26 protein-coding genes are annotated in these 24,016 nt (G+C 70.9%); 7 read left to right on the top strand and 19 right to left on the bottom strand.

Going from position 1 to position 24,016, the window contains the following annotated elements; translation table 11 throughout:
* Positions 1–120 precede the first annotated feature (120 nt).
* Together VD659_RS10210 and VD659_RS10205 are read right to left on the bottom strand one after the other, a co-directional pair.
* Complete coding sequence (locus VD659_RS10210; protein WP_423260979.1) at positions 121–1,110, bottom strand: PDR/VanB family oxidoreductase; 990 nt, start codon at positions 1,108–1,110, stop codon at positions 121–123.
* Entirely contained in the window at positions 1,107–1,700 is a 594-nt protein-coding gene (locus VD659_RS10205) for a helix-turn-helix domain-containing protein (RefSeq protein ID WP_423261096.1), read from the bottom strand. The genes VD659_RS10210 and VD659_RS10205 overlap by 4 nt, the downstream gene beginning before the upstream one ends.
* Positions 1,701–1,947: 247 nt before the next feature.
* On the opposite strand from VD659_RS10205, the gene VD659_RS10200 reads away from it, so the two are divergent.
* The 7 genes from VD659_RS10200 to VD659_RS10170 all read left to right on the top strand — a co-directional run bounded on the left by VD659_RS10200 (position 1,948) and on the right by VD659_RS10170 (position 9,097).
* Entirely contained in the window at positions 1,948–3,282 is a 1,335-nt protein-coding gene (locus VD659_RS10200; protein WP_423260978.1) for an amidohydrolase family protein, read from the top strand.
* An 8-nt stretch (positions 3,283–3,290) separates the two neighbouring features.
* Positions 3,291–4,064 (top strand): ABC transporter ATP-binding protein, encoded by a 774-nt coding sequence (locus VD659_RS10195; RefSeq protein WP_423260977.1) that lies wholly within the window; start codon positions 3,291–3,293, stop codon positions 4,062–4,064.
* Positions 4,064–4,915 (top strand): ABC transporter permease, encoded by an 852-nt coding sequence (locus tag VD659_RS10190; RefSeq protein ID WP_423260976.1) that lies wholly within the window; start codon positions 4,064–4,066, stop codon positions 4,913–4,915. The genes VD659_RS10195 and VD659_RS10190 overlap by 1 nt, the downstream gene beginning before the upstream one ends.
* 120 nt (positions 4,916–5,035) lie before the next feature.
* On the top strand, positions 5,036–6,205 hold the full coding sequence (locus VD659_RS10185) for an ABC transporter substrate-binding protein (protein WP_423260975.1): 1,170 nt from the start codon (positions 5,036–5,038) through the stop codon (positions 6,203–6,205).
* A gap of 113 nt (positions 6,206–6,318) precedes the next feature.
* Positions 6,319–7,653, top strand: coding sequence for an FAD-binding oxidoreductase (locus VD659_RS10180; protein WP_423260974.1), 1,335 nt, complete (start codon positions 6,319–6,321; stop codon positions 7,651–7,653).
* Positions 7,650–8,486 (top strand): creatininase family protein, encoded by an 837-nt coding sequence (locus tag VD659_RS10175; protein ID WP_423260973.1) that lies wholly within the window; start codon positions 7,650–7,652, stop codon positions 8,484–8,486. The genes VD659_RS10180 and VD659_RS10175 overlap by 4 nt, the downstream gene beginning before the upstream one ends.
* Positions 8,483–9,097: a pyridoxine/pyridoxamine 5'-phosphate oxidase gene (locus VD659_RS10170; RefSeq protein WP_423260972.1), complete on the top strand. Its 615-nt coding sequence runs from the start codon at positions 8,483–8,485 to the stop codon at positions 9,095–9,097. Before VD659_RS10175 ends, VD659_RS10170 begins: the two co-directional genes overlap by 4 nt.
* A gap of 82 nt (positions 9,098–9,179) precedes the next feature.
* Here VD659_RS10170 and VD659_RS10165 read toward each other — a convergent pair whose 3' ends face one another.
* The 17 genes from VD659_RS10165 to VD659_RS10085 form a co-directional block, all read right to left on the bottom strand.
* Positions 9,180–9,569 carry an SHOCT domain-containing protein gene (locus VD659_RS10165; RefSeq protein WP_137837533.1) on the bottom strand — a complete coding sequence of 130 codons (390 nt, stop codon included), beginning with the start codon at positions 9,567–9,569 and terminating at the stop codon, positions 9,180–9,182.
* Positions 9,570–9,717: 148 nt separating this feature from the next.
* Positions 9,718–11,445 carry an alpha-keto acid decarboxylase family protein gene (locus VD659_RS10160; protein WP_423260971.1) on the bottom strand — a complete coding sequence of 576 codons (1,728 nt, stop codon included), beginning with the start codon at positions 11,443–11,445 and terminating at the stop codon, positions 9,718–9,720.
* Positions 11,446–11,480: 35 nt separating this feature from the next.
* Entirely contained in the window at positions 11,481–12,245 is a 765-nt protein-coding gene (locus tag VD659_RS10155; protein WP_423260969.1) for an alpha/beta hydrolase, read from the bottom strand.
* Positions 12,235–12,738 (bottom strand): flavin reductase family protein, encoded by a 504-nt coding sequence (locus tag VD659_RS10150; protein ID WP_137837530.1) that lies wholly within the window; start codon positions 12,736–12,738, stop codon positions 12,235–12,237. Before VD659_RS10150 ends, VD659_RS10155 begins: the two co-directional genes overlap by 11 nt.
* Before the next feature lies 1 nt (position 12,739).
* The gene (gene kynU, locus VD659_RS10145) at positions 12,740–13,990 is read right to left on the bottom strand and encodes a kynureninase (protein ID WP_423260967.1); all 1,251 of its coding nucleotides are present in this window, start codon (positions 13,988–13,990) and stop codon (positions 12,740–12,742) included.
* A 1-nt stretch (position 13,991) separates the two neighbouring features.
* Positions 13,992–14,783: a tryptophan 2,3-dioxygenase gene (locus tag VD659_RS10140; RefSeq protein WP_137837548.1), complete on the bottom strand. Its 792-nt coding sequence runs from the start codon at positions 14,781–14,783 to the stop codon at positions 13,992–13,994.
* Positions 14,784–14,893: 110 nt separating this feature from the next.
* Positions 14,894–15,190: a putative quinol monooxygenase gene (locus VD659_RS10135; RefSeq protein WP_423260966.1), complete on the bottom strand. Its 297-nt coding sequence runs from the start codon at positions 15,188–15,190 to the stop codon at positions 14,894–14,896.
* Between the two features lie 39 nt (positions 15,191–15,229).
* Positions 15,230–16,240 (bottom strand): LLM class flavin-dependent oxidoreductase, encoded by a 1,011-nt coding sequence (locus VD659_RS10130; RefSeq protein WP_423260965.1) that lies wholly within the window; start codon positions 16,238–16,240, stop codon positions 15,230–15,232.
* Positions 16,237–16,512 carry a TIGR04076 family protein gene (locus tag VD659_RS10125; RefSeq protein WP_423260964.1) on the bottom strand — a complete coding sequence of 92 codons (276 nt, stop codon included), beginning with the start codon at positions 16,510–16,512 and terminating at the stop codon, positions 16,237–16,239. Before VD659_RS10125 ends, VD659_RS10130 begins: the two co-directional genes overlap by 4 nt.
* Complete coding sequence (locus VD659_RS10120) at positions 16,509–16,865, bottom strand: TIGR04076 family protein (RefSeq protein WP_423260963.1); 357 nt, start codon at positions 16,863–16,865, stop codon at positions 16,509–16,511. The genes VD659_RS10125 and VD659_RS10120 overlap by 4 nt, the downstream gene beginning before the upstream one ends.
* Complete coding sequence (locus VD659_RS10115; RefSeq protein WP_423260961.1) at positions 16,862–18,157, bottom strand: hypothetical protein; 1,296 nt, start codon at positions 18,155–18,157, stop codon at positions 16,862–16,864. The genes VD659_RS10120 and VD659_RS10115 overlap by 4 nt, the downstream gene beginning before the upstream one ends.
* A gap of 56 nt (positions 18,158–18,213) precedes the next feature.
* On the bottom strand, positions 18,214–18,975 hold the full coding sequence (locus VD659_RS10110) for an SDR family NAD(P)-dependent oxidoreductase (protein ID WP_423260960.1): 762 nt from the start codon (positions 18,973–18,975) through the stop codon (positions 18,214–18,216).
* Positions 18,972–19,772, bottom strand: coding sequence for an amino acid ABC transporter ATP-binding protein (locus tag VD659_RS10105; protein WP_423260959.1), 801 nt, complete (start codon positions 19,770–19,772; stop codon positions 18,972–18,974). Before VD659_RS10105 ends, VD659_RS10110 begins: the two co-directional genes overlap by 4 nt.
* A complete protein-coding gene (locus tag VD659_RS10100; protein WP_137837523.1) occupies positions 19,769–20,629 on the bottom strand; it encodes an amino acid ABC transporter permease in 861 nt (286 codons plus the stop codon). The genes VD659_RS10105 and VD659_RS10100 overlap by 4 nt, the downstream gene beginning before the upstream one ends.
* Complete coding sequence (locus VD659_RS10095; protein WP_423260958.1) at positions 20,626–21,837, bottom strand: hypothetical protein; 1,212 nt, start codon at positions 21,835–21,837, stop codon at positions 20,626–20,628. The genes VD659_RS10100 and VD659_RS10095 overlap by 4 nt, the downstream gene beginning before the upstream one ends.
* A gap of 91 nt (positions 21,838–21,928) precedes the next feature.
* Positions 21,929–22,909 carry a transporter substrate-binding domain-containing protein gene (locus tag VD659_RS10090; protein ID WP_137837521.1) on the bottom strand — a complete coding sequence of 327 codons (981 nt, stop codon included), beginning with the start codon at positions 22,907–22,909 and terminating at the stop codon, positions 21,929–21,931.
* Positions 22,910–23,072: 163 nt separating this feature from the next.
* Positions 23,073–24,005 carry an RBBP9/YdeN family alpha/beta hydrolase gene (locus VD659_RS10085; protein WP_423260957.1) on the bottom strand — a complete coding sequence of 311 codons (933 nt, stop codon included), beginning with the start codon at positions 24,003–24,005 and terminating at the stop codon, positions 23,073–23,075.
* Positions 24,006–24,016 lie beyond the last annotated feature (11 nt).

Genomic DNA, 24,016 nt, shown 5'->3' with positions numbered 1-24,016 from the left:
ATATCGGCGAGTCGTCCCTCGGCTCCTTGTTTTTGGGAGCACCGGAGGGTTTTTGGGAGGACGGGGGGGAGGGGGAGGCGGGGCGGCGGGAGGCAGCGGCGGGGGCAGAGGAGGCAGGGGCTAGAGCTCGAGCACCAGGCGAGGGCAGGCGGCGCGGGAGACGCAGATCATCATGACCTCGTTCGCCTCCTGCTCGTCGGGGGTGAGCACCGAGTCGCGGTGGTCGACCTCGCCCGACACCACCGGGGTCTCGCAGGTGCCGCAGGTGCCTTCGCGGCACGAGGAGAGCACGAGCACGCCCGCCTCCTCCACGACGTCGAGGATGCTGCGGTCGGGCGGCACCTCGAGCGTCAGTCCCGAGAGCTCGAGCTCGACCTCGAACGACTCGTGCCGCACCGGTTCGGCGACCTCGCGCGCCTCGAAGCGCTCGAGATGCAGCGTGCCGGAAGGCCATCCCGCGGCGGCGGCCACCTCTTCGAGCTCGGTCAGCATCCGGGCCGGCCCGCAGCAGTAGACCGCGACGGGCCGCGAGATCGAGCCGCCCGAGAGCGACGAGAGGTCGAGCCGCCTCCCCGACTCGGGCACGTACACCGAGACGCGCGATCCGTACTGGCCGACGAGCTCGTCGACGAACGGCATGCGCTCGAGCGACCTGCCCGCGTAATGCAGCTCCCAGGGTTGGCCCGCCGCCTCGACCGCGGCGATCATCGGCAGAATCGGCGTGATGCCGATGCCGCCGGCCACGAAGACGTACGAGGGCGCGAGCGGGGTTCCGGGCGGCGCCACCGAGAGCGCGAAGTGGTTCAGCGGCCCGCGCACCCGCAGGGCCGAGCCCACCTCCACGTGGGCGTGGATGTGCTCCGAACCGCCGCGGCCGTCGGGCTCCCGCAGCACCGCCACCTCGTAGCGGGTGAGGTCGGACGGGTCGCCGCAGAGCGAGTACTGGCGCTCCACGCCGGGCTGCACCACCACGTCGAGGTGCGCGCCGGGCTCCCACGGCGGGAGCAGCGAACCGTCGGCCGCGCGCAGTTCGAGCAGCACGACGTCCGTCGCCACCGCCCGCGCAGAGGTCACGACCGCGTCGATCTCGGTCAGGGTCACGCCGCTCATGCGCCGCTCCTCCGCTCTTTCACGATGAACAGGTGGTACTCCTCGCCCCGCGGCGAGCACCAGCGATGCAGGGTGCCGCCGGCGTAGTGCACCGAGTCGCCGGCCGCGAGCTCGAACTGCCCTTCCTCGGCCAGGTCGACGACCACGACACCGCTCACGACGTGCAAGAACTCGGCTTCGTCGTGACGGTAGAAATCGCCCGGCGAGGTGTTGGAACCCCGGAAGTCCATCGGGATGAAGGGCGCGTCGCCGTGCACCAGGATGCGCGCCTCGCCGCCGCCGAACGGCCCCTGCGGGCCCTCGATCTTGCGCACGACCGAGACGCGCGCCGTGCTCTCACCCGGCACCAAGTCGTCGGTCGCGGCGGCGATGAGCTCGATCTGGCTCGAGCCGAGCGCCCGGGCGATGCGCTCGAGCGACACCATCGAGGGTCGCGCCTGCCCGCGCTCGAGCTGGCTGAGGAACGGATGCGAGAGTTGCGCGAGCCGCGCCAGCTCCACCAGGGTGAGCCCGCGCGCCTGACGGAACGAGCGGATGCGGGCGCCGAGGCGCTCGGTCTGCTCGTCGAGGGCGACGCTTCCGGATGTGATGACGCACCCCTTTCGGAGCGGGGTCGGGGAACGGGTTCACAGAGACAGTAACCACGAATCGCATCCGCCGCGAAATCGGCGCCCGCCGCAATTTACACGGGGAAATCTTTGCGTTACGTGTCGGAAACGCGGCGACCGTAGCGTGGCCCATGTTGAACCCATCAACATCCATGCACCGATCACCCCAGCGCCGAGATGATCATCCACCGGGCCACGAGGCCCACCAATCAGCGGGGAGAACGACTCGATGACCGTGCTTCCCCGACAGCTGACCAGACTCACGGATGCGACGCTCGCCTGTGGCACGAAGGTCGACATCGAGATCACCGGCGACACCGTCACCGCGGTGGTTCCGGCCGGCACCCTCGGCACCCCGCGCGCCGCCGTTGCCGCCAGCGCCCCGGCAGCCGGCGCCGCCGCCGACTCCGTGCTCAACCTCGACGGCTTCCTCGTGCTCCCCGCCCCGGCCGAGCCGCACGCGCACCTCGACAAGGCCCTCTCCTGGGACCTCATCGACCCGCCGATGGGCGATCTCGTGCTCGCCATCGAGTCGTGGAAGGCCTACTCGGCCGAGATGACCACCGCGTCGATCGCCGACCGGGCCCGCCAGCAGGCTCTCGCGATGCTCTCGAACGGCACCACGGCCATCCGCTGCCACGTCGACATCCTGCACGGCGACGACCCGATGCGCGGAGTGCGCGCCCTCGTGCAGGTGCGGCAGGAGCTCGCCGGTCTGCTCGACCTCGAGCTCGTGGCCCTCGCCGGCCCGACCGCTCCGGATGCGCTCGTGCACGAGGCCATCGACCTCGGAGTCGATCTCGTGGGTGGCGCCCCGCACCTCGCCGACGACCCGGACGGCGACCTCCGCCGCCTGCTCGCGATCGCCGCAGCCCGCGGCATCGGCGTCGACATGCACACCGACGAGAGCCTCCACGGCCCCGTCACGATGCGCACGCTCACCGAGGTCGTGCGCGACTGGCCCGCCACGCAGCCCGTGACCGCCGGGCACTGCGTGCGGCTGGGCACCCTCGAGCCCGAGGAGCTCGACGAGATCGTGGCCGAGATCGTGCGGAGCGACGTAGGAATCGTCACCCTGCCGATCACGAACCTCTATCTGCAGGGCTGGGAGCATCCGGTCTCCACGCCGCGCGGTCTCACCGCCGTGCGCGCCCTGCTCGACGCCGGAGTGCGCCTCGGCGCCGGCGCAGACAACGTGCGCGACCCCTTCAACCCGGTTGGCCGCAGCGACGCGCTCGAGACCGCCTCTCTGCTCGTCACCGCCGGGCACCTCACGCTCGACGAGGCCTACGCCGCCGTGAGCACGGGGGCCCGCTCGGTGATGAGCCTGCCCGCCGCCGGTCCGGTCGTGGGCGCCCGCGCCGAACTGCTCGCCGTGCGCGGCGTCAACCTCTCCGACGTCGTGGCGAACGCCTCGGCCGACCGCTACGTGATCCACGCCGGCCGGCTCGTGGCCCACAGCGAGGTCACCCGCCACGTCGCGGTTCCGGCCGCGGCGCCCCAGAACCAGAACCTGCCCCTCCCCACCCCATCACCCACCGCATCAATTCTCGAAACGAGGTGAGAAGCTCCATGTCCATCGCCACTCCCCCCGTCGCCCCCACGACGATGACCCAGCAACTCCTGCACTTCGAAGACGTCGCCATGACGTTTCCGAACGGCACCACCGCCCTCTCCGGCGTGAACCTGACCGTCAACCGCGGCGAGTTCGTCACGGTCGTCGGCCCCTCCGGTTGCGGAAAGTCCACGCTGCTGCGCATCGCCTCCGGTCTCACCCCGGCCACCGAGGGTGTCACCGAGGTCGACACGAGCCGCATCGGCTACGTCTTCCAGGATGCGACGCTCCTGCCCTGGCGCGACGTGCAGTCGAACGTGGAACTGCTCGCCGAGCTCAACGGCAAGCCCAAGAAGGAGCGCGCGGCCACGGCCAAGGAGGCCATCGACCTCGTGGGCCTCACCGGTTTCGAGAAGCACCTGCCGAAGACCCTCTCCGGCGGCATGAAGATGCGCACGAGCCTCGCCCGCTCGCTCACCCTCGACCCCGAGCTCTTCCTCTTCGACGAGCCGTTCGGCGCCCTCGACGAGATCACCCGCGAACGCCTCAACGACGAGCTGATCAAGCTCTTCACCGAGCAGCAGTTCGCCGGGCTGTTCATCACGCACTCCGTGTCGGAGGCGGTCTACCTCTCCACCAAGGTCGTCGTCATGTCCGGCCGCCCCGGCAAGATCGTCGACACCTTCCCCGTCGAGTTCCCCTTCCCGCGCGACCCGGAGATCCGGTTCACCGCCGAGTTCGCCGAACTCTGCGGCAAGGTCTCGCACGCACTCCGAGAGGGACACCACTGATGACCACCACACCTCCCGCTCCCCCGAAGAACCGCACGATGATGCGGCCGGCGACCATCACCAAATCGCGCACCAAGACCCCCACCTGGGTTCCCCCGGTGCTCGTCGCCCTGGGCATCATCGCCATCTGGTACTTCGTGAGCTACGTCGTGCTGGATGCCTCGCGCCGCTTCCTCCTCCCGCCGCCCCACGAGGTCTTCACGCAGGCCTTCTTCGATCCGACCGTGTTCGGCGACATCATGGTCGCCCTCGGCCGCACCGCGATCGTCGCGCTCGTCGGTCTGGCCATCGCCATCGTCCTCGGCGTCGGCTGGGCCGTCGCGATGAGCCAGGCGCGCTGGATCGAGCGTTCGACCTTCCCCTACGCCGTCATCCTCCAGTGCATCCCGATCCTCGCCCTCGTGCCGCTGATCGGCTTCTGGTTCGGCTTCGACTACCCGGCCCGCATCATCGTCTGCGTCATGATCGCCCTGTTCCCGATGGTGTCGAACACGCTCTTCGGCCTGCAATCCGTCGACAAGGGCCAGCGGGAGCTCTTCCAGCTCCAGAAGGCGGGCCGCTGGACCGTGCTCTCCAAGCTCGAGTTCCCCGCGGCGCTCCCGGCGATCTTCGCCGGCATGCGCATCTCGGCCGGCCTCGCCGTGGTCGGCGCCATCGTCGGGGACTACTTCTTCCGCCGCGGCGAGCCGGGCCTGGGCTCCCTCATCTCGAACTACCAGTCCCGGGTGCAGTCGGCCGAGCTCTTCGCCGCCATCATCACGGCCTCGCTGTTCGGCGTGCTGATCTTCGTCGTCTTCGGCTGGCTCGGCAAGCGCGTCGTCGGCAAGTGGTACGACTTCTCCGCCAGCTGATCACGCGAGCGGATGCCGCGGGCCCGGCCCCGCGCATCCGTCGCCGACCCATCCGNCCCCCCCATCTGTCCCACCCCCACCGCACCATCCATTCCTGCACCACAGAAATAAGGAGATGAAATGCGCAGCACCCGAACCCGGCTCATCATCGCAGCCGGCCTGGTCGCCACCACGGCGGTCGCACTGAGCGCCTGTTCCAGCAGCAGCTCGACCAGCACCCCCGCAGCGACGGCCGCCGCCGGCGCCGTCGACCTCGCTGCCGCCGGATGCCCGGCGACCGTCGTCATCCAGACCGACTGGAACCCGGAGGCCGAGCACGGCCACCTGTACCAGCTCCTCGGCCCGAACCCCACCGTCGACGCGAACAAGAAGTCGGTCTCCGGCCCGCTCTACGCGAGCGGCGCCCCCACCGGCGTGAACGTGGAGATCCGCTCCGGCGGCCCGGCCATCGGCTTCCAGCAGGTCTCGACCCAGATGTACACCGACCCGGACATCATGCTCGGCTACGTCACCACCGACGAGGCCATCCAGCTCTCCGACAAGACCCCCACCACCGCCGTCTTCGCGCCGCTCGACAAGAGCCCGCTGATGGTCATGTGGGACCCGGCCACCTACCCGAACGCCAAGACCATCGCCGATGTCGTGAAGGCCGGTGCCGTGGTGCGCTACTTCGGCGGCTCGGCGTACATGGACTACCTGAACGCCACGGGCATCATCCCGAAGGCCCAGGCCGACGGATCGTACGACGGCACACCGGCGTCGTTCATCGCCGCCGGCGGCAAGGACGCCCAGCAGGGCTTCGCCTCCGCTGAGCCGTACATCTACCAGAACGAGGTCTCGGCCTGGAACAAGCCGGTCGACTACCAGCTCATCCACGACACCGGCTACCAGCCCTACCAGTCGGCCATGGCCGTCCGCACCGGCGACCTGGCGAAGGACAGCGACTGCCTCAAGGCGCTCGTGCCCGTGCTGCAGCAGGCCGAGGTGGACTACTTCGCCGACCCGGCTCCGGTTAACACGATGATCCTCGACCTGGTCACCCAGTTCGACACCGGGTGGGTCTACTCGCAGGGTGTCGCGGACTACTCGGTGAAGACCATGAAGGACATCGGTCTCGTCGGAAACGGCACCGACTCCACGATCGGCAACTTCGACGACGCCCGCATCTCGAAGTTCTTCGACACCGTGACGCCCATCTTCACCGGCGCCGGCACCACCCCCAAGGCGGGCCTGACGGTGAAGGACATCTACACCAACGAGTTCATCGACACCTCCATCGGGCTGAAGTAGCACTTCTCCCCGTTCCCGGCAGGCGGTCGGGATGCCCTCACCGGCTTCCCNNCCCCCGCCGGGCCCCTCATCCCACCCGCGCGACCCCCCGCATCCGCACCAAAGGATCCACCATGAACACCACCCCCGAGCAGATCGCCGCCCTCGCCGAAGAACTCGTCGACCTCCTGGGCGCACGGGGCGTCACCACCGAGCTCCGGGGTCGTGAGAAGGCCTCGCTCGACGGCGCGAAGATGTCGCCCATCCTGGCTGCGCAGTTGCCCCTCGGCCTCGCCGACATCGTGGCCTTCCCCGCGAACGCCGAGCAGATCGCCGAGACCGTGGCCGCCGCCGTGCGCCACGGCGTGCCGGTCACCCCGCGCGGCAAGGGCACCGGCAACTACGGCCAGGCCATCCCGATGCAGGGCGGCCTCGTGCTCGACATGTCGAAGGCCCGCGCGGTCGTCGAGGTCGGCGACGGCTACCTCGTGGCCGAGGCCGGCACGCCGCTGGTCATCATGGAGCAGGCTGCCCGCGAAGCCGGCCAGCAGGTTCTGATGTACCCCTCCACCGCCCAGTCCTCCATCGGCGGCTTCCTCTCCGGCGGTTCCGGCGGCACCGGGTCGATCAAGCACGGCTCCAACATGAGCGGCGCCTACGTGCGCGCGCTCGACGTGGTCTACGCCTCCCCGGTCGCCGAACTCGTGCACGTGGAGGGCGACGAGGCCCAGCCGTATGTGCACACCTACGGCACGGCCGGCATCATCGCCCGCGCCACCATCGCCCTCGAGCCGATCCAGGAATGGGTGGGGTTCTACGCGAGCTTCCCCACCTTCGAGCAGGCCACCTCCGTCATCCGCCAGGTGGGCTGGCTCGAGCCCACGCCCCGGCTCGTCTCCGCCGACCTGCCCACCATCGCGAACGCGCTCCCGGCCGACCCGGCCATCCCGAAGGACCGCGCCTCGCTGCGCGCCATCCTCGACCCGGCCTCCGTGGCGGCCGCCACCGCGCTCGTCGAGGGCGCCGGCGGCCGCGTCGAAGAGGTGCGCGAGGGTCCGCAGGCCACCGTGAAGATCTCGATGCTCTCCTACAACCACCCCATCGAATGGCTGCAGAAGTCGGTGCCCGACGAGACCTGGTTCCACGTGGAGGTCTCCGGGGCCTCGCTCGTGGAGCGGCTCGACGAGGTGCACGAGGTGTACCCCGGCGCGCTGCTGCACATCGAGGCGCAGCGCGACCACCCCATCGGCATGCTCGCCGCCCCGTTCGTGAGCCCCGAGGAGGTGTACGCCGGGTTCGACCGCCTCACCGCCATCGGCGTGGGCTTCCACAGCCCGCACCAGTGGTACGTCGACCACATGGTGGAGCGCGTGCGCGAGCTCGCCTCCCGCACCGACCCCGACGGGCTGCTGAACCCCGGCAAGATCCCCTCCGGCGACACGGTCCCCACGGGGGTGAAGTGGGCATGAGCCACACCACCCGCAAGCTCCAGGAGCTCTCCGGAACCGCCGCCGAGGCCGCTCTCTCCGCCGACTCGGTGATCGTGCTGCCCACCGGCGCGATCGAGTTCCACGGCCCGCACCTGCCGTTGATGACCGACTACCTCATCGCCGATTCCGTGGCGAACGCCTCGGTGGCGCAGGCGGCGGCCGAGGGTCAGGACGTCTGGATCCTGCCCACCCTCGCCTACACCAAGTCCGACGAGCACCACTGGGCGCCCGGCACGATGTGGATCAGCTGGGACACCCTGATGCAGACCGTCGTCGAGCTCGGCAACTCCATCGCCGCCACCCCGGCGAAGAAGCTGGTGTTCTTCAACGGCCACGGCGGCAACCTGGCCCTGCTGCAGGTGGCGTGCCGCGAACTGCGCCGCCGCTTCGGACTGCAGACCTTCCTCATGGGCGCCACCGTCCCGGCGGGAGCGCACGACGGCCCCGAGGAGCTCGGGCTCGGCATCCACGCCGGCCACGCCGAGACCTCGCTCGTGCTGCACCTGCGACCGGAGCTGGTCGACCTCTCGCTGGCCGAGCGGAGCGTCCCCGTGCACCTGGCCGAGTTCGAGCACATCGGCTTCAAGAAGCGCGTGACCTTCGGCTGGCTCTCGAACGACTTCAACACGAACGGCACGCTCGGCGACCCGACCGGAGCCACCGCGGCCTACGGCAAGCAGCTCTTCGACGCCGCCGTGGTGGAATCGGTGGCCGCCTTCGCCGAGATCGCCCGCTTCGACGCCGCGGGCACCGCGGACCCGTCCGCTCCGGTCACCGTCCCGGCTCCGCCGGCGCCCCCGGTGGGCGCGTGAGCGAGAACCCGATCGGCCCCGACGCCTCTGCCGGAGCGGCAGCAGAGGTGAGCGCCTCGGCCGACCCCGTCGAACTGCTCACCGCCTGGCTGCCCGCGAACGACGACCCGGTGCGACCGCTGATGACCTTGTCGACCGTGTCGGCCTCCGGCTATCCGGATGCGCGCACGGTGCTGCTCTCCGAGTTCGACGACAGCGGCTTCTACTTCCACACCGACTCGCGCTCGCGCAAGGTGGCCGACGTCACGGCGAACCCGCGTGTGGCCCTCACCGTGATCTGGCCCGGGCGGCAGCTCGTGGTGCAGGGTGACGCCACCCGGGCGCCGCAGGAGGAACGGAGCTGGGCCTACGAGCACCGCTCCCGCTACCTGCAGGTGCTGGCCTGGCTGAACACCCCCGAGTTCGCGGCCCTGCCGCTCGAGCGGCGGCTGGCGGAGTGGGCCGAGTTCTCCGACGCGCATCCGCACCCGGCTCCGCCCGTCACCTGGGACGGTTTCGTCGTGCGGCCCGTGCGCCTGACCTTCTGGGAGGGGAACCCCGACACCGCGAGCCGCCGCACCGAGTTCCAGCGCACGCCGTCGGGCTGGAGCACCGCGATCCTCGCCGGCTGAAGACGCACGTCGCCGCATCCGAGGCCCAGAAGGGACCGGATGCGGCGACGTCCGTCGTTCTCCGCGGAGCGGAGGGGATGGCTCAGTGCTGGAGCGCCTTGGCCTTCAGCAGCTCGTACTCGTCCTGCGTGATGGTGCCGGCGTCGAGGAGCGCCTTGGCCTTCGCGATCTCGTCGGTGGGGCTGGAACCGGCCACCGTGCGGATGTAGTCGTCGGCAGCGGTCTGCGCCTGCTTGACCTCTTTGTTCTGGCGCTCGGCCATGCCCTTGCCGCGCGCGATCAGGTAGACCAGCGCGGTGAGGAACGGCACGAAGACCAGGAAGATGATCCACAGCGCCTTGTACCAGCCGTTGAGCGCGCGGTCACGGAAGAGGTCTCCGATGATCGAGAACACGGCCATGATGTAGACGATGAAGACGAAGGCCCAGAGGAACCAGCCGATGACGTCCCAGAAATTTCCCCAGAAGCTCATGATGAACCCTTCCGATCGATGCCTTGCGGCGATTCGCACGACTCCCGGCCGCACGGGCGCCAGGCGCCACTGCTCACAGTAGTGGACAGACGACGCCGTACCACCGGATGTCGCATTGCGCCACCCCTGCGGCGCAGGATGCGCGGTCTCAGGCCTCCGGTTGCGTGGCGCGGGCGGCGGCGGCGGCGATCGCATCGGCCAGCACCGTGAGCAGCCGGGGCGAATCGAGCTTGGGCAGCACCACCTCGATCAGCACCGCCTTCTCCACCGTCTCCCGCGCGAGCGTGAGCGCGGCCGCCAGCTCGTCCTGCGTCGTGGCCCGGGCGGTGACCACGCGGTCGGCGGCCCCGAAGGCGGCCGGGATCAGCGTCCAGTCCCACGACGTGATGTCCTGGTACACCGCGGCCGGGCTCTGGATCTTGCGCTCCACCGTGTAGCCGTCGTTGTTGAGCAGGAACACCACCGGGGTGTACCCGCGGTGCAGGATGGTGGCGAGCTCCTGCACCGTCAGCTGCGCCGCCCCGTCGCCCACGAAGAGCACCGAGCGCCGGTGCGGCGCGGCGACGCAGGCGCCGAGGGTGGCCGGGATGGTGTAGCCGATGGCCGACCACACCGGCTGGCCGAGCAGGTCGGACTCGTCGGGCAGCACGAGGTCGAGGGCTCCGTAGAACGAGGTGCCCGCGTCGGCGATGACGGTGGTGCCGGGCTGCAGCCAGCCCTGCACCGCCGCCCAGAAATGCGCCTGGTCGAGCGCGGCGCCCGGCACGGGTGCGGTCGCGGCCACGGCATCCGGATGCCCGACCGGCGTCACGGCCGCGCGCGGCGTCCTGCCCAGAACGCGGTGCAGCGCCCGCAGCGAGTCTTCCAGGCGCACGCCGTAGAACGTCGTGTCGGCGATCCGCGCCGAGGTGAGCCCGAGCTCGATCGCGGCGTCCTCGTCGAAGCCCTGGGTGAAGAAGCCGGTGAGGAAGTCGCTCATCACGGTGCCGGCGAGCACGAGCAGCTCGGCGTCGTCGACGGCGGCGCGGGCCTCGGGCACGCGCGTGAAGGCGCCCATGTAGGTGCCGAGGCTCGCCCGGTGCGACTCGTCGAGCACCGCCTTCGCCATGTTCTGCGAGGCGAGGTAGACCCCGTCGTGATCGGCGATCTGCCGCACGACCTTCTCCAGGCTCGCGCGGTGCACCTGCGGGCCCACGAGCATCGTCACGCGGTCGTGCGCGGCCACGGCCTCGGCGAGCGCCTCGGTGAAGCGCTCGAGTTCGCCGGCGTCGCTCGTGGCGGCCAGCAACGGGTTGCGCAGGTTCGCGGCGTGCACGGGCGCGACGGCGACATCGGCGGGGATGCCGAGGTAGACCGGCTTCGATTCGCGGAGCGCGGTCATCAGGGCGGCGTCGATGTCGCGGGTGGCGGAGGCGGCGCGCACGATCGTGGCCGAGGCGGTGACCTCGCGATAGGCCCGGAAGAAGTGGTCGTAGTCGCCGTCGATCAGGGTGTGGTGCAGGTGCAGCCCGTTCGCGCGGGCCGAGGTGGAGGGCATCCCGGTGATCTGCACGACCGGCACGTCTTCGCTGAAGCTGCCGGCCACGCCGTTGATGGCCGAGAGCTCCCCCACCCCGAAGGTGGTCACGAGGGCGCCGATCCCCCGGCGGAGGCGCGCGTAGCCGTCGGCCGCGTAGGCCGCGTTCAGCTCGTTGGTGGTGCCTTCCCAGTGGAAGCCGTCGACGGTCACCATCTCGTCGAGCAGGGCGAGGTTGAAGTCGCCCGGCAGCCCGAAGACGTGGCCGGCGCCGAGTTGCACGAGGCGGCTGGCGAGGTACTGACCGACGGTGACGGTCGTTGCGGTGGATGGGGTTCCGGATTGTGTCTGGTCGCTCATGCCCCCAGCTTCCCACTCGCGGCAGGCGCCCGGGGTCACGCCGCGGTGAGGCTCCGGAGGAGCACGGGCCAGACGGCGCTCCGGGGATCGATGAGTTCGTAGTGCCCGACCCCGGCGAGCGTGTGCAGCTCGGTGCCCGGGTGACGCGCGGCGTAGCGGATGCTCAGCTCGGCCGGCACCTCCTCGTCGGCGTCGCCGTGCAGCAGCACCGTCGCCACGCCGCGCGAACCCGGCCACGGGAGCACCATCGGGTCGGTGCCCGCGAGGCGCTCGTCGAAGCCCGGCGTCCCGGCCCCGAGCAGCTCGCCCACGGCGCCCGAGCTGAGGCCGAGACGGTGGGCCTCGGCGAGGTCGAGCACGCCGGCGAGCGAGACCACCCGCTCGGCCCGGGCCCTGCCGTCTCCGGCCACCGCCTGGCTCCAGACGGCGAGGTGCCCGCCGGCGGAGTGCCCCACCACGGCGAGGGGGCCGGGTTCCCCGGCGCGGAGGGTCCGCAGCGCGGCGACCACGTCGTCGAAGGTGGCGGGGAAGCCGCCCGCGCCGCCGACCCGGCGGTACTCCGGCACCGCGACCCGGAACCCGCTCGCCGCGAGGCCTTCGGCCAGCGGATGCAGGTGGGTGCGGTCGTAGCGCTGGCGCCAGAAACCGCCGTGCAGCAGCACCACGAGCGGGCGCGGCGAGCCCGCCGGCGCGGGCACCGCATCCGGTTCGAAGCGGTCGATCACCTGATCGGGCAGCGGGCCGTAGCTCTCGGTGCGATCCGGGCGGCGCGCCGCGCGGTCGAGGACGTCAGTCGTCACCGTGCACGCGCGAGAACGAGGAGCGGTGGAAGACGAGGGGGTTGAGCTCGGGATTGAAGCCGAGCGCCGTCACCTCGAGCAGCACCACGTGATGGTCGCCGGCCGGCACCTCGCTGTAGATCGAGCACTCGAGCCACACCGGCGAGTCGGGCACGAAGAGCGCGCCCGTGCTGCTGATGTGCGCGTCGATGCCGTCGAAGCGGCGCGCCTTGTCCCGCGAGGCGATCTGCCGGCAGGTGTCACTGTGGCTCGACCCCATGATCGACACGCCCACAAACGGCGCCCGGCGGATGACCGGCCAGGTGGTGGAGCTGTTCTGCACGGCGAAGGACACCAGCGGGGGCTCGAGCGAGACGCCCACGGTGAACGACGAGGCCACGATGGCCTCCTGCACCCCGTCGACGACGGCGCCGATGCAGGCCACCCCCGAGGGGAACAGCGAGAAGGTCTGCCGCAGCAGGGCCGAGTCGGGGAGCTGCTTCTGCAGTGCCATGTCAGGCCTCCGTCGCGACGCCGGTGAGGAGCCCCTGCACCGCGTCGATCGTGATCTCCACCTCGGCGAAGCTCGTCGAGAGCGGCGAGAGGCCGATGCGGATGCCGGAGGGCGCCCGGAAGTCGGGGATGATCCCCCGGTTCCAGAGCACGCCCATCATGTCCCGGAACGCAGGGTGGTCGAAGGTCACGTGGCTGCCGCGCACGGCGTGGTCACGCGGGGTCGAGAGCTCGACGCCGAGCGGTGCGAGCCGTTCGTCGTAGAGGGCGATGGCGTAGTCGGTGAGCTGCAGCGACTTCTCGCGCACGGCGGCGATGCCCACCTCGGCGATCAGGTCGAGCATCTCCGACATCGCGAGCATGCCGAGCACCGGCGGAGTGCCGCTGATGAAGCGGCGGATGCTCTCGGCCGGCCGGTAGCCGTCGGCCATGTCGAAGGGGGCATGGTCGCCCATCCAGCCCCAGATCGGCTGGCGGGCCTCGCCGATGAGCGACGTCTTCACGTAGAGGAAGGCCGGGGAACCGGGGCCGCCGTTGAGGTACTTGTAGGTGCATCCGGTGGCGAAGTCGACGTCCCAGGCGTCGAGCTCGATCGGCACCGAGCCCACCGAGTGGCAGAGGTCCCACACCACCAGGGCGCCGTGGGAGTGCGCGAGCGCGGTGATGCCGGCGATGTCGGCCACGTAGCCCGAGCGGTAGGCGATGTGGCTGAGCAGCACCACGGCGGTGTCCGGCCCGAGCACGGGTTCGAGGTCGGCGGCCGTGACCCCGCTCGCCGGGTCGGCGTGCACCCAGCGGATGCTCGCCCCGGTCTCGTGCGCGATGCCCTCCACCACGAAGCGGTCGGTGGGGAAGTTGCCGCTGTCGATCACGATCTCGGTGCGGCCCGCGTTCAGCTCGAGCGCCGTGCGCACGAGCTTGTACAGCGAGACCGTGGTGGAGTCGGCGACGACGGTCTGCCCGGGAGCGGCCCCGAGGGTCTCGCGGCCGATGCGGTCGCCGAGCAGGAGCGGGAGCTCCAGCCACGACTCGTCCCAGCCGCGGATGAGCCGGCCGCCCCACTGGTCGCGGATGAACGCGGCGTACTTCTCGGGCAGCGAGCGCGGGGGGCGGCCGAGCGAGTTGCCGTCGAGGTAGGCGAGCACCGAGGGGTCGTCGGAGCCCACGAAGCGGTCGCGGTACGCGCCGAGCCGGTCGGCCGCGTCGAGTTCGGCCGCACTCGGCGTGGCCGTGCGGAGGGATTCGGTGGTCATGTCAGCGTCCAATCTCGGTGCGAACCGCGAAGAGCTCGGGGAAGAAGGTGAGGTCGAGGGCGCGGCGCAGGAAGTCGACGCCGGTGGAGCCCCCGGTACCGACCTTCATGCCGATGGTGCGCTGCACCGTGCGCAGGTGCCGGAAGCGCCAGAGCTGGAAGTTCTCCTCCAGGTCGACGAGCTCCTCGCACGCCTCGTAGACGGCCCAGTACTTCTCGGCGTTGTCGTAGATCTCGATGTAGAGCGGCAGCAGCTCGGGGGTCATCGTGTGCGCCACGGTGACGTCGCGCTCCAGCACCGCGGCCGGCACGTCGAAGCCCTGACGGGCGAGGTAGCGCAGGAACTCGTCGTAGAGGCTCGGCCGTTCGAGCAGCTCGGCGAGCAGCTCGCGCGCCAGCGGCTCGCCGTCGAACACGGCGAGCATCTTGGCGTTCTTGTTGCCCAGGATGAACTCGACCGCCCGGTACTGGAACGACTGGAAGCCCGAGGAGTTGCCGAGCGCCCCGCGGAACTGCGCGTATTCGCTCGGCGTGAGCGTGGCGAGCACCGACCACTGCTCGGTCATCGTCTTCTGGATGTGCTTGACCCGCGCGATCTTCTTGAGCGCGGCCCCCAGCTCGTCGGCGGCGAGCAGGGAGCACGCCTCGCGCAGCTCGTGCAGCACGAGCTTCAGCCAGAGCTCCGTGGTCTGGTGCTGGATGATGAACAGCAGCTCGTCGTGGTGCTCGGGGTCGCTCACCGGGTTCTGCGCGTCGAGCAGGGTGTCGAGCGAGAGATACGAGCCGTAAGTCATCTTCTCGCGCAGGTCGGTGACGATGCCCGGCTCGAGCTCGCGGGTGTTGCTCTGCGCTGTCTTGTCGTGTTCCACGTCTCCAGCCTATCTCTTAATCGTGACGAGCGTCGTTAATCCGACACAACATCCACGACGTACTTGGTGAACACCGGCGGCTCGACCGAGGCCGCGGCGATGAACGAGGTCCACTCCCCGACGTGCGGCTGCTGCGTGTGCACCGCGTGGGCGCCGCTCGGCTCCCAGATCTCGAGCAGGCGCAGGAAGTCGGGTTCGGCGATCGACCAGGAGAGGCTGTATTCGACGCAGCCCTCCTCGGCGGCGCAGAGCGCCTGGAAGGCGGTGGCCGCCGCCTCGATCTCGGCCTTCTTCGCGAGGTCGACGCGAACGCCGCCATAGACGTACAGCATGGGTGACTCCTTGTTCGATGTTTCGGTGGGGAAAGGGATTCAGAGCATCGAGCGCAGCACGGGCAGCACCTCGCTGCCGAGCAGACGCAGGGCTCCGTCGGGCTCAGGGCCCATCGGCGGCCCGAACGAGATGTGCCGCACACCGGCCTCGATCAGCGCGCCGCACTGGTCGATGACCTCGGCGGCCTCGCCCACGATGCCGAGGGTGAGCATCGAGTCGGTCACGGAGGCGACGGCGTCGTCCTCACGGCCGTCGAGCATGAGCTTCTGGGTGCGGGCGAACTCCTCCGGATCGAGGCCGTTCGCCTCGAGCGCCGCCGTGGAGAGCGAGCCGCTGTAGAGCGCGATGTGCCGCGCCATCAGGGTGCGCGCCTCGTCGCGGTCGGAGGAGATCGACACCCATACGCACGCGGCCACGTCGATCTCGTCGATCGAGCGGCCGGCTTTCGCCGCGCCGGCGCTGATCTGCTCGATCACTCCGAAGACATGACCGGGCGGCAGGCACAGCGGCAGGGCGCCGTCGGCCAGGCGCCCGGTGAGTTCGAGCATCCGGGGGCCCATGGCGCCGACGTAGATGGGCGTCGGGCGCGGGTCGCGCAGCAGCGCCTGCTCGGTCCAGCCCTCGGCGGCGCCGGCGACACCGGCCGGAGAGCGGCCGTTCACCAGCTCCCGGATGGCCACCACGGCCTCCCGGGTGCGCTTCACCGGAGAGTCCGGGGTGAGTCCGGCCCAGGAGAAGAACACCTCCGAACCGGCGCCGAGGCCCAGCAGGAAACGGTCACCCGAGAGCTCCTGCAGGGCGGAGGCGTACATCGCGATCTGCGCCGGGTGCAGCGACACCGGGTCGATCACGCCGGAGCCGAAGCGGATGCGCGAGGTGCGCATCGCGATCGCCGCGAGTCCCACGAGGCCCGAGTGGCCGAAGATGTCGTTGCCCGTCCAGACCTGGTCGAAGCCGCTCTCCTCGGCCAGCACCGCACGGTCGGCGAGGGCGTGCACACCGTGCGGCGAGCCGATGCGCGCGCTGAAGGTCACCGGTCGGGCGCTCATGCGGTCTCGCTCTCGTCGATCGCCTCGAGGCGCATCCAGAGCGCCTCCGGCGGGTCCGGACATTGCAGGAGTGGCTTGGAATCGAGCCACTCGGAGTCGTCGAGACGGCCGTTCACGAGCGGGAGCACGGTGCCGATGGCGAAGAAGCAGAACGACTGGCCGTCGGGCATCCGGAGTCCGTCGGCATCGATCTCGAAGTAGTCGCCCTTCTTCAGGGCGCAGGCCGAGTAGTTCATCGACTCGACGGTGCAGCGCACGCGCCGCCCGGTCACGAGGCGGCCCCGGCGGCGGACTCGGGCTCAGACTCGGGCTCGGGCGCGCCCGGCTCGTCGTAGACCGCTTCGACGCGCATCACCAGGTTCTCCTCCGCATCCGGCCCGCAGATCCAGGGTTTGCGCACGAGCCAGCTGTCGGCGGGCAGATCGGCCTGGCGCATCACGACGATCGGAAAGACGGCGGCCATGGCATAGGGGCAGAAGGACTTGCCCGCGGGCAGGAACAGCCGGCTCCCCACCACCTCGAACCAGTCCCCCACGCGGGTGGCGCCCCGGGGCTTGTCGATGCGCTCCACGGTCACCCGCACCCGTTCGCTGCCGGGCGAGATACCGGCGTCGGCGACGGTCATCGGGTGCTCCGGATGCGCGCGCCGCCGTCGTTGGAGCGGTCGTCGGGGATCGTGTAGGCGTACTCGGGGTTCTCGAGCGCCGCCGAGGCGTAGGCGGCCAGGTGCGCGCGCCGGGTGCCGGCGTGGGCCAGGGCGCTCATGCCGTCGCGGATCACGCGCTGGATGGGGTTCGCGTCGAGGATGTACCGGGCCGAGGCGATCTCCATGCACAGGCTCATCGAGCGGCGCAGGGCGTTGGCGGCCGCGGCGTTCGCGGCCGTCATCCGGGTGCGCTGCACCGCGGTGAGGGCGAGCCCCGGCGTCCAGAGCACCTCGTCGGTGAGCCGGGCCACCTCGCGCACGCCGGCGTAGGCGAAGTCGACCTCGCTCATGGCCTCGCCGAGCGCCTGCTTCGTGGCCGCGTCGATCTTCGAGGCGTCGGCCGAGCGCATCCGCTCGCGCACGAAGTCGCCGGCGAGCTGCACGGCGTGCCGGGCGACGCCGAGCACCACGCCGGTGAGGGCGAAGTGCGACACGCCCACGCTCTTGTCGAGCGGATGCGCGCCGCCGTCGTCGAGCGCCTCGCGGTCGAAGGAATGGCCGGCCGGCACGAAGGCGGGCTCCACGATGCTGTACGAGGTGCTGCCCGAGCCGCGCACGCCGAGGGTCTGCCAGTCGTGCGCGATGACGAGGCTCTGCTTCGGCAGCCACAGGCCGAGGTGCATCTGCTTGCCGTCGGCTCCGGCGACCGGCTCGCCGTTCCGGAAGACCTCGGCGCCGCCCACGATGTGCTCGGCGGTGTAGCTGCCGCTGCCCCAGTTCCAGGCGCCGGTCACGAGGAACCCGCCGTCGACGAGCTCGGCCCGGCCGCGCGGGTGGAAGGCGCCGCTCGTGGGCATGTCCTTGGTGGGGTAGAGCTCGGCGTAGGCCTCGTCGCCGAGGCGGCCGGCGTAGTAGCCTCCCGCGTTCAGCACGCCCACGTTCCAGCCCGTGGAGGCGTCGACGGCGGCGAAGAGCGCCGTCACCTCCACCTGCTGGACGAGCGACATCTCGACGCCGCCGCGGTGCGCGGGGAAGCCCATCTCGAACACGCCGGCGGCGCGCAGGGCGCGTTCGGCGCGCGGGCTCAGGCGTGCCAGGCGCTCGGTCTCGTCGGCCTCCTCAGCGGCGACGGAGAGGGTCTTGTGGGCGTTCTCGATGATCGCGTCGGCGGTGGTGGGCTCGCTCAGGCCGAACTCGGCGCGGGATTCGGGGGTCGCGGCGGCCGGCGAGGTGGCGGCGACGGGCGTGACGGGTGCTTCGGCGGTGCTCATGTTCGTGGTCCTTTCAGGAGCCGGCGTCTCGGGAGGCCGGGGAAGACGGATGCGGTTCAGGAGCCGATCGGCTCTCCCCCGGTCACCCACATGGTCTGCCCGGTGAGGGCGGAGGAGCCCGCGCCGACGAGCATCGACACGACCTGCGCGACCTCGGTGGGCGAGGGGAAGACGCCGAGCGCCGTGCGCTCGAGCAGCCGGGCGGAGAGGGCCTGGCGGGTCTCGTCGAGCTCGGCCTCGACGGCCGGGTCGACGACGCGGCCGGGGGCCACGACGTTGGCGGTGATGCCGTTGCGGCCCTCCTCGGCGGCGAGGTAGCGGGTGAGGGTGGTTGCGGCCGACTTGGCCGCTCCGTAGCCGCCGAAGCCCGGGTAGGGGCGGGTCATCAGGGCTCCGGAGACGTAGACCACGCGGCCCCAGCCGGCGGCGCGCATCCCGGGAACCGCACGGGCGCAGAGCGCCACGTGCAGCTTCACCGAGGCGAACTGCGCGTCGAGCTCGCCGGGGGTCAGCTCGGCCATCGGCACGATGCCGTGCGAGGCGTGCACGGTGTTGACGAGCACCGTCACCGGGCCCGCGGCCCGCTCCACGGCCGCGAAGGCGGCGTCCAGGGCCGCGGGGTCGTCGAGGTCGGCCTGCACCACGAGGTGCCCCGCGCCCGGGAGCGCCGCCGCGAGCGCCTCGGCGCCCGCCCGGTCGCTGCGGCAGTGCACGGCGACGGCGGCGCCGCCCGCCGCCAGTTCACGGCAGATCTCGCGCCCGATGACGCCGGAGCCGCCCGCCACGAAGGCGACCCGGCCCGAGAGCGGAGCACTCATCGGATGACCGCCGCCAGGAACTCCCGGGTGCGGGCGTTCTGCGGGGTGTCGAGAACCTGACTGGGCGTGCCCGACTCCACGATGCGCCCGTCGGCCATGAACACCACGCGGTCGGCCACCTCGCGGGCGAAGCCCATCTCGTGCGTCACCACCACGATGGTCATGTTGCTCGTGCGCACGAGGTCCTTCATCACCTCGAGCACCTCGCCCACCAGCTCGGGGTCGAGCGCGCTCGTGGGCTCGTCGAAGAGCAGCACCGTCGGGTCCATCGCCACGGCGCGGGCGATCGCCACGCGCTGCTGCTGACCGCCCGAGAGCTGCGAGGGGTAGGAGCCGGCCTTGGCGCCCAGACCCACCCGCTCGAGCAGGCTCTGAGCCCGGGCCAGCGCCTGCGCCCGGGGCGTCTTCTTGATCTTGATCGGGGCGAACGCGATGTTCTCGAGCGCGGTCATGTGCGGGAACAGGTTGAACTGCTGGAACACCATGCCCACGCCCACACGCTGGCGGCAGGCCTCGTGCTCGGGCATCTCGTGCAGGCGTCCGCGCTTCTCGGTGTAGCCGATGAGCTCGCCGCCCACCCGGATGCGCCCGGTGTTGATCTCCTCGAGGTGGTTGATGCAGCGCAGCAGCGTGCTCTTGCCGGAGCCCGAAGGACCGATCAGGCACACCATCTCGCCCTCGGCGATCGAGAGGTCGATGTCGAAGAGCACCTGGTTCTGGCCGAACCACTTGTCGACACCGGCCACCTCCACCATCGCCGGCACGGTCGCGATCGGGTCGTTCATCTCGAGCGTCATCGCGCCGCCACCCTCTTCTCCACGAAGTGCTGCACGATCGTGAGCACGGTGATCACCAGCAGGTACCAGATGGTGGCCACGATCAGCATCTCGATCGTGCGGAAGTTGACGCCCGAGATGCCGAGCGCCACGGTGAGCAGGTCTCCGCCCGCGATCACCGAGACGATGGCCGAGGCCTTGAGCATGCTGATGAACTCGTTGCCCATCGGCGGCAGCAGCACCTTCATCGCCTGGGGCAGCACGATGTAGCGCAGGGTGCGGGTGCCGTTCAGCCCCAGGGCCTTGGCGGCCTCGTGCTGGCCCCGGTTGATCGAGAGCAGCCCACCGCGCACGATCTCGGCCATGTAGCCCGAGCCGGCCACCGACAGTCCGATCACCGACGCCAGGAACGGCGTCATCACGTCCTTCACCGGCACCGACCAGAACACGATGTCGGTGAACGGGATGCCCAGGGCGAAGTTCTTGAAGAACAGGCCCAGGTTGCCCACGAAGATCAGCAGCACGATCATCGGGATGCCGCGGAAGAGGAACACGTAGCCCGCCGCGAAGCCGCTCACGATGCGGCTCGGCGAGATGCGCATGACCGCGATGATCACCGAGAGCACGAGTGCGATCACCATGGCGACCGCGCTGATGGCGAGAGTGGTGCCGAGGCCCTTGAGGATGGCGGGGCTGAACAGGAACTGCCAGACCACCGGCCACTGGATGTTCGGGTTGGTCCAGAGCCCGGCGACCACCGCGACCAGGATGATCGCCACCACCACGGCGAGCACGCCGCGGCCCCAGTGCCGCACCGGCACCACGTTGAGCTTCGTCTCGCGCATCAGCAGCGGCGGCGACTGCACCGGCGCGGTCATCGCACGGCCTTCGCGTCGTCGACGAGCGTCCTGCCCACGTCGACCCAGCGAGCCCGCCAGGTGGACGCGTGGGCGCACACGCCCACCAGGTCGCGGATCAGCCGTTCGAACGGCGCCGCCTCGTAGATCACGCGCGCACCCAGCAGCTCGGCGCAGAGGTCCACGATGCGGCGGGCCAGGTCGGCGGCCACCGGCGCGTCGCCCCGGGCCATGATCTCCGGGGTCGGGAGCTCACCCGGGGTGAAGACCGAGGCGTCGATCCGCTCCACGCCGGAGTACACCACGGCGCGGGCGGCCCGCAGGTAGCTCTCGGCCTCGCCGAGCAGACCCAGCTTGCGGGCGTCGACCGGCGCGGTCGCGGAGCGCTGGGCGAGCTCGGCGGTCGCGAGGTCGACGGCGTGCTGGGCGATGCCCACGGCGATGGATGCGGTGCTGTAGAAGGGCAGGTCGACGAGCTTGTTGAGCGGCTCGGCATCCGGGTCGGGGGTGAAGTAGCGGTCGAAGGAATGACCGGCCGGAATGAACACGTCCGAGACCGCGTAGCCGCTCGAGCCGGAGCCGCGGAGTCCGACCACCTGCCAGTCGTCTCGCAGCTCGACCTCGGAGGGCGGCAGCCACACGCCGAGCACGAGCGGGCTGCCGTCTTCGGCGAGCACCTGCTCGCCGCCGTCGAACACCTCGACGCCGCCGAGCATGTAGTGCGAGGAGTGGATGCCGCTGCCGAACTTCCACTCGCCGGTCACCCGGTAGCCGCCGTCGACGACGTCGGCGCGCCCGCGCGGGTGGAAGGAGCCGCAGGTGGGCCGGTCGAGCTCGGGGTAGAGCTCCGCGAAGGCGTCGTCGCCGAGGCGGCCGGCGTAGAAACCGGTGGCGGCGAGGATGGCCGCGTTCCAGGCGATGCCGGCGTCGATCGCGGCGATCATCTCCACCAGGCGGGTCTGCTCGGTGAGGTGCATCTCGGGGCCGCCGCGGTGGGCGGCGAAACCGATGCGGTAGACGCCCGCGGCCTGGAGGGCCGCCCCCATGCGCTCGGTCATGTGCCCGAGGGCGCTGCTCGCGTCGGCCTCCTCGGCGACGATCGGCAGGATGGCCTCGACGTTGGCGAGGATGGCGGCGGAGTCGAGGGGCGGCAGCAGCGAGGCCAGCAGCTCGGCGTCGGGCGGCGCGAGGGTGGTGCGGCCGGCGGCCAGGGTTTCGGTCAGTGTCATGAGGGAGTCATCTCCTGAAGTCGGTGAGGACGGACCGGGGGCGGGGNGNNGGGGCGCGACGGCGATGCCGCGACCCTGCGCACCGGGGCGATCAGGACGCCGGGGTGGGCGAGCTGCTCGAGACGGCGCCGGGCGCCGTGCCCGTCATCGGGTTGACGACCACCTGGTCGACGGTGATCGCCTGCGAGGGGACCTCGTACTTGTCGTAGACCGCGGCGTAGCTGCCGTCCTCGATGATCGCCTTCATGGCTCCCGCGAGGGCCTCCGTGAGTCCGGGCTGCGACTTCGAGACCGCGATTCCGGTGAACGAGGTCGGAACCTCGGACTCGGGGATGACCGCCGAGGTGTAGGTGGCCGAGTCGCTCGCGACGAGGGCGTCGATCGCCGAGGTGGTGTCGAACCAGGCGTCGACGGTTCCGGCGCGCAGGGCCTGGACGGCACCGGTGGCGCCGGGGTACTCGGCGAGCGTGATCGGCTTGCTGCCGCAGCTCGCGTCGCTGACCGCCTTGGCCTGGGCCGACTGGTTGGAGCCGACGGGTACCGCGATGGTCAGTCCGCACATGTCGGCGATCTTCGCGACCTTGTGGGGGTTGTCGGCCGGGAGCAGGAGCGACTCGGTCGACTGCTGGAAGGGAACCAGGTCGACGACGCTCTGCTCACGCTCGGCGGTGATGCTCACCTGGCCGAACAGGGCGTCGATGGTGCCGGCCTGGACGCCCGGCAGCTGTGCCGGCCACTGCATGTTGCTCCAGGTCACGTCGACGCCGAGCTTCGCGCCGAGCAGGGCGGCGAGGTCGGGCGCGATGCCGACCGGGACATCCGCGTTGTTCACGTCGACGCTGATGACGGGCGGGGTCTCCCAGAGGGCGCCCATCGTGATGACGCCGCTGGACTGGATGGAGGCCGGCAGCAGCTCGTGCAGGCTCTGGTCGACGGCGCCGGTGGCGGCGGCCGTCGAGGGGGTCGACGACGAGCTGCTGCAGCCGACGAGGGCGATCGCGGCGGCCACGGCGAGAACCGGCACGGCCAGCTGTTTCGCCCGGCGGGAGAGGGGAGTGGTGGAGGAACGCATGTCGGTTTCCTATCGATTCAGTCGGGATGGTGCGGGGGGTGCAGGCCCCGTGGTGCCAACCTGCCGAGTCCATTCCTACCGAACTGATGTGACCGTGACGTTTCTCGCGGTTACGACCATGTTTCAATTTGCTGACTTACGTCACAATTGCGTCAGATCACAGTCATGCGCTCCAGACGACCGCGCATCCCTGCCCCGCGAACGCCGTCTCGAGCGAGGCGACGGCCTCCGGCGCGGTCGCGAGCGCCGGTGCGAGCACGGCCACGGAGTACTCGTGGCCGTAGCGCGAGCCGAAGTCGGCCACGTCCGCCGCGCGCACCTCCGGCTCCCCCGGGCGCGGCTGCAGAACCGCCCGGCGGCGGCTGGGCTCGATGCCCTGGCGTTCGAGCACACGGCCCACCGTGGCGAGCGTCTCGGTGGTCACCGGGCCGGCCACGATCATGCCGAGCCGGCGCCCCTCGGGATGGAAGAGGGCGTCGAGCTCCGCCTCGAGCCCCGCCGGGGCGGGCCAGACACCGGTCTCGCACCACTCCAGCATCGCGGGCCACGGCCCGAAGCCCGCGGCCTGGTTGAGGTGCGCTCCGCCGGCGATCTCGACCGACGGCAGGCGCAAGGGCTCCCCGTAGGCGAGCCGTGCGCCCTCCGGCAGGTAGGGGTCGCCGAGCGAGAAGACGAGCAGAGTGCCCTCGGCCGAGGCCGCGGCGACGGCCTCCGGCGTCACCGAGGCGGGCAGCGCATCCGACACAGAACCGCCGTGCATCCCCGTCGCCGGGGGCGCCACGAGCACGACCCTCCGGGCGAGCGGCAGGGCCCCGGCCTCGGCGGCGTCGCCGCACATCCGCAGCCAGAGCAGAACGCTGAGGCCGTGGGCCACCACGACGGCATCCGGATGCCGGTCGAGCGCGCGCAGAGCGGCCGCCGACCACGCGGCGTAGTCGGGATGCTCCGGGTCGGGCAGCGTGAGGTAGTCGGCCACCGCACCGCGCTCGACGAGCCGCTCGGCGAGCCAGCCCTGCCAGTGGCCGGGCTCGCGGCGGTGCTGCCAGCCGTCCAGGAGCAGGACATGGGTGCCCTCCAGGGCGCGGGGCTGGGTCATCGGTTCCTCGA

The sequence above is a fragment of the Herbiconiux sp. 11R-BC genome (assembly GCF_049472555.1).
GTDB lineage: Bacteria > Actinomycetota > Actinomycetes > Actinomycetales > Microbacteriaceae > Herbiconiux.
The sequence above is the reverse complement of the archived record's forward strand: the minus strand, read 5'-3'. Positions and strand labels throughout refer to the sequence as shown.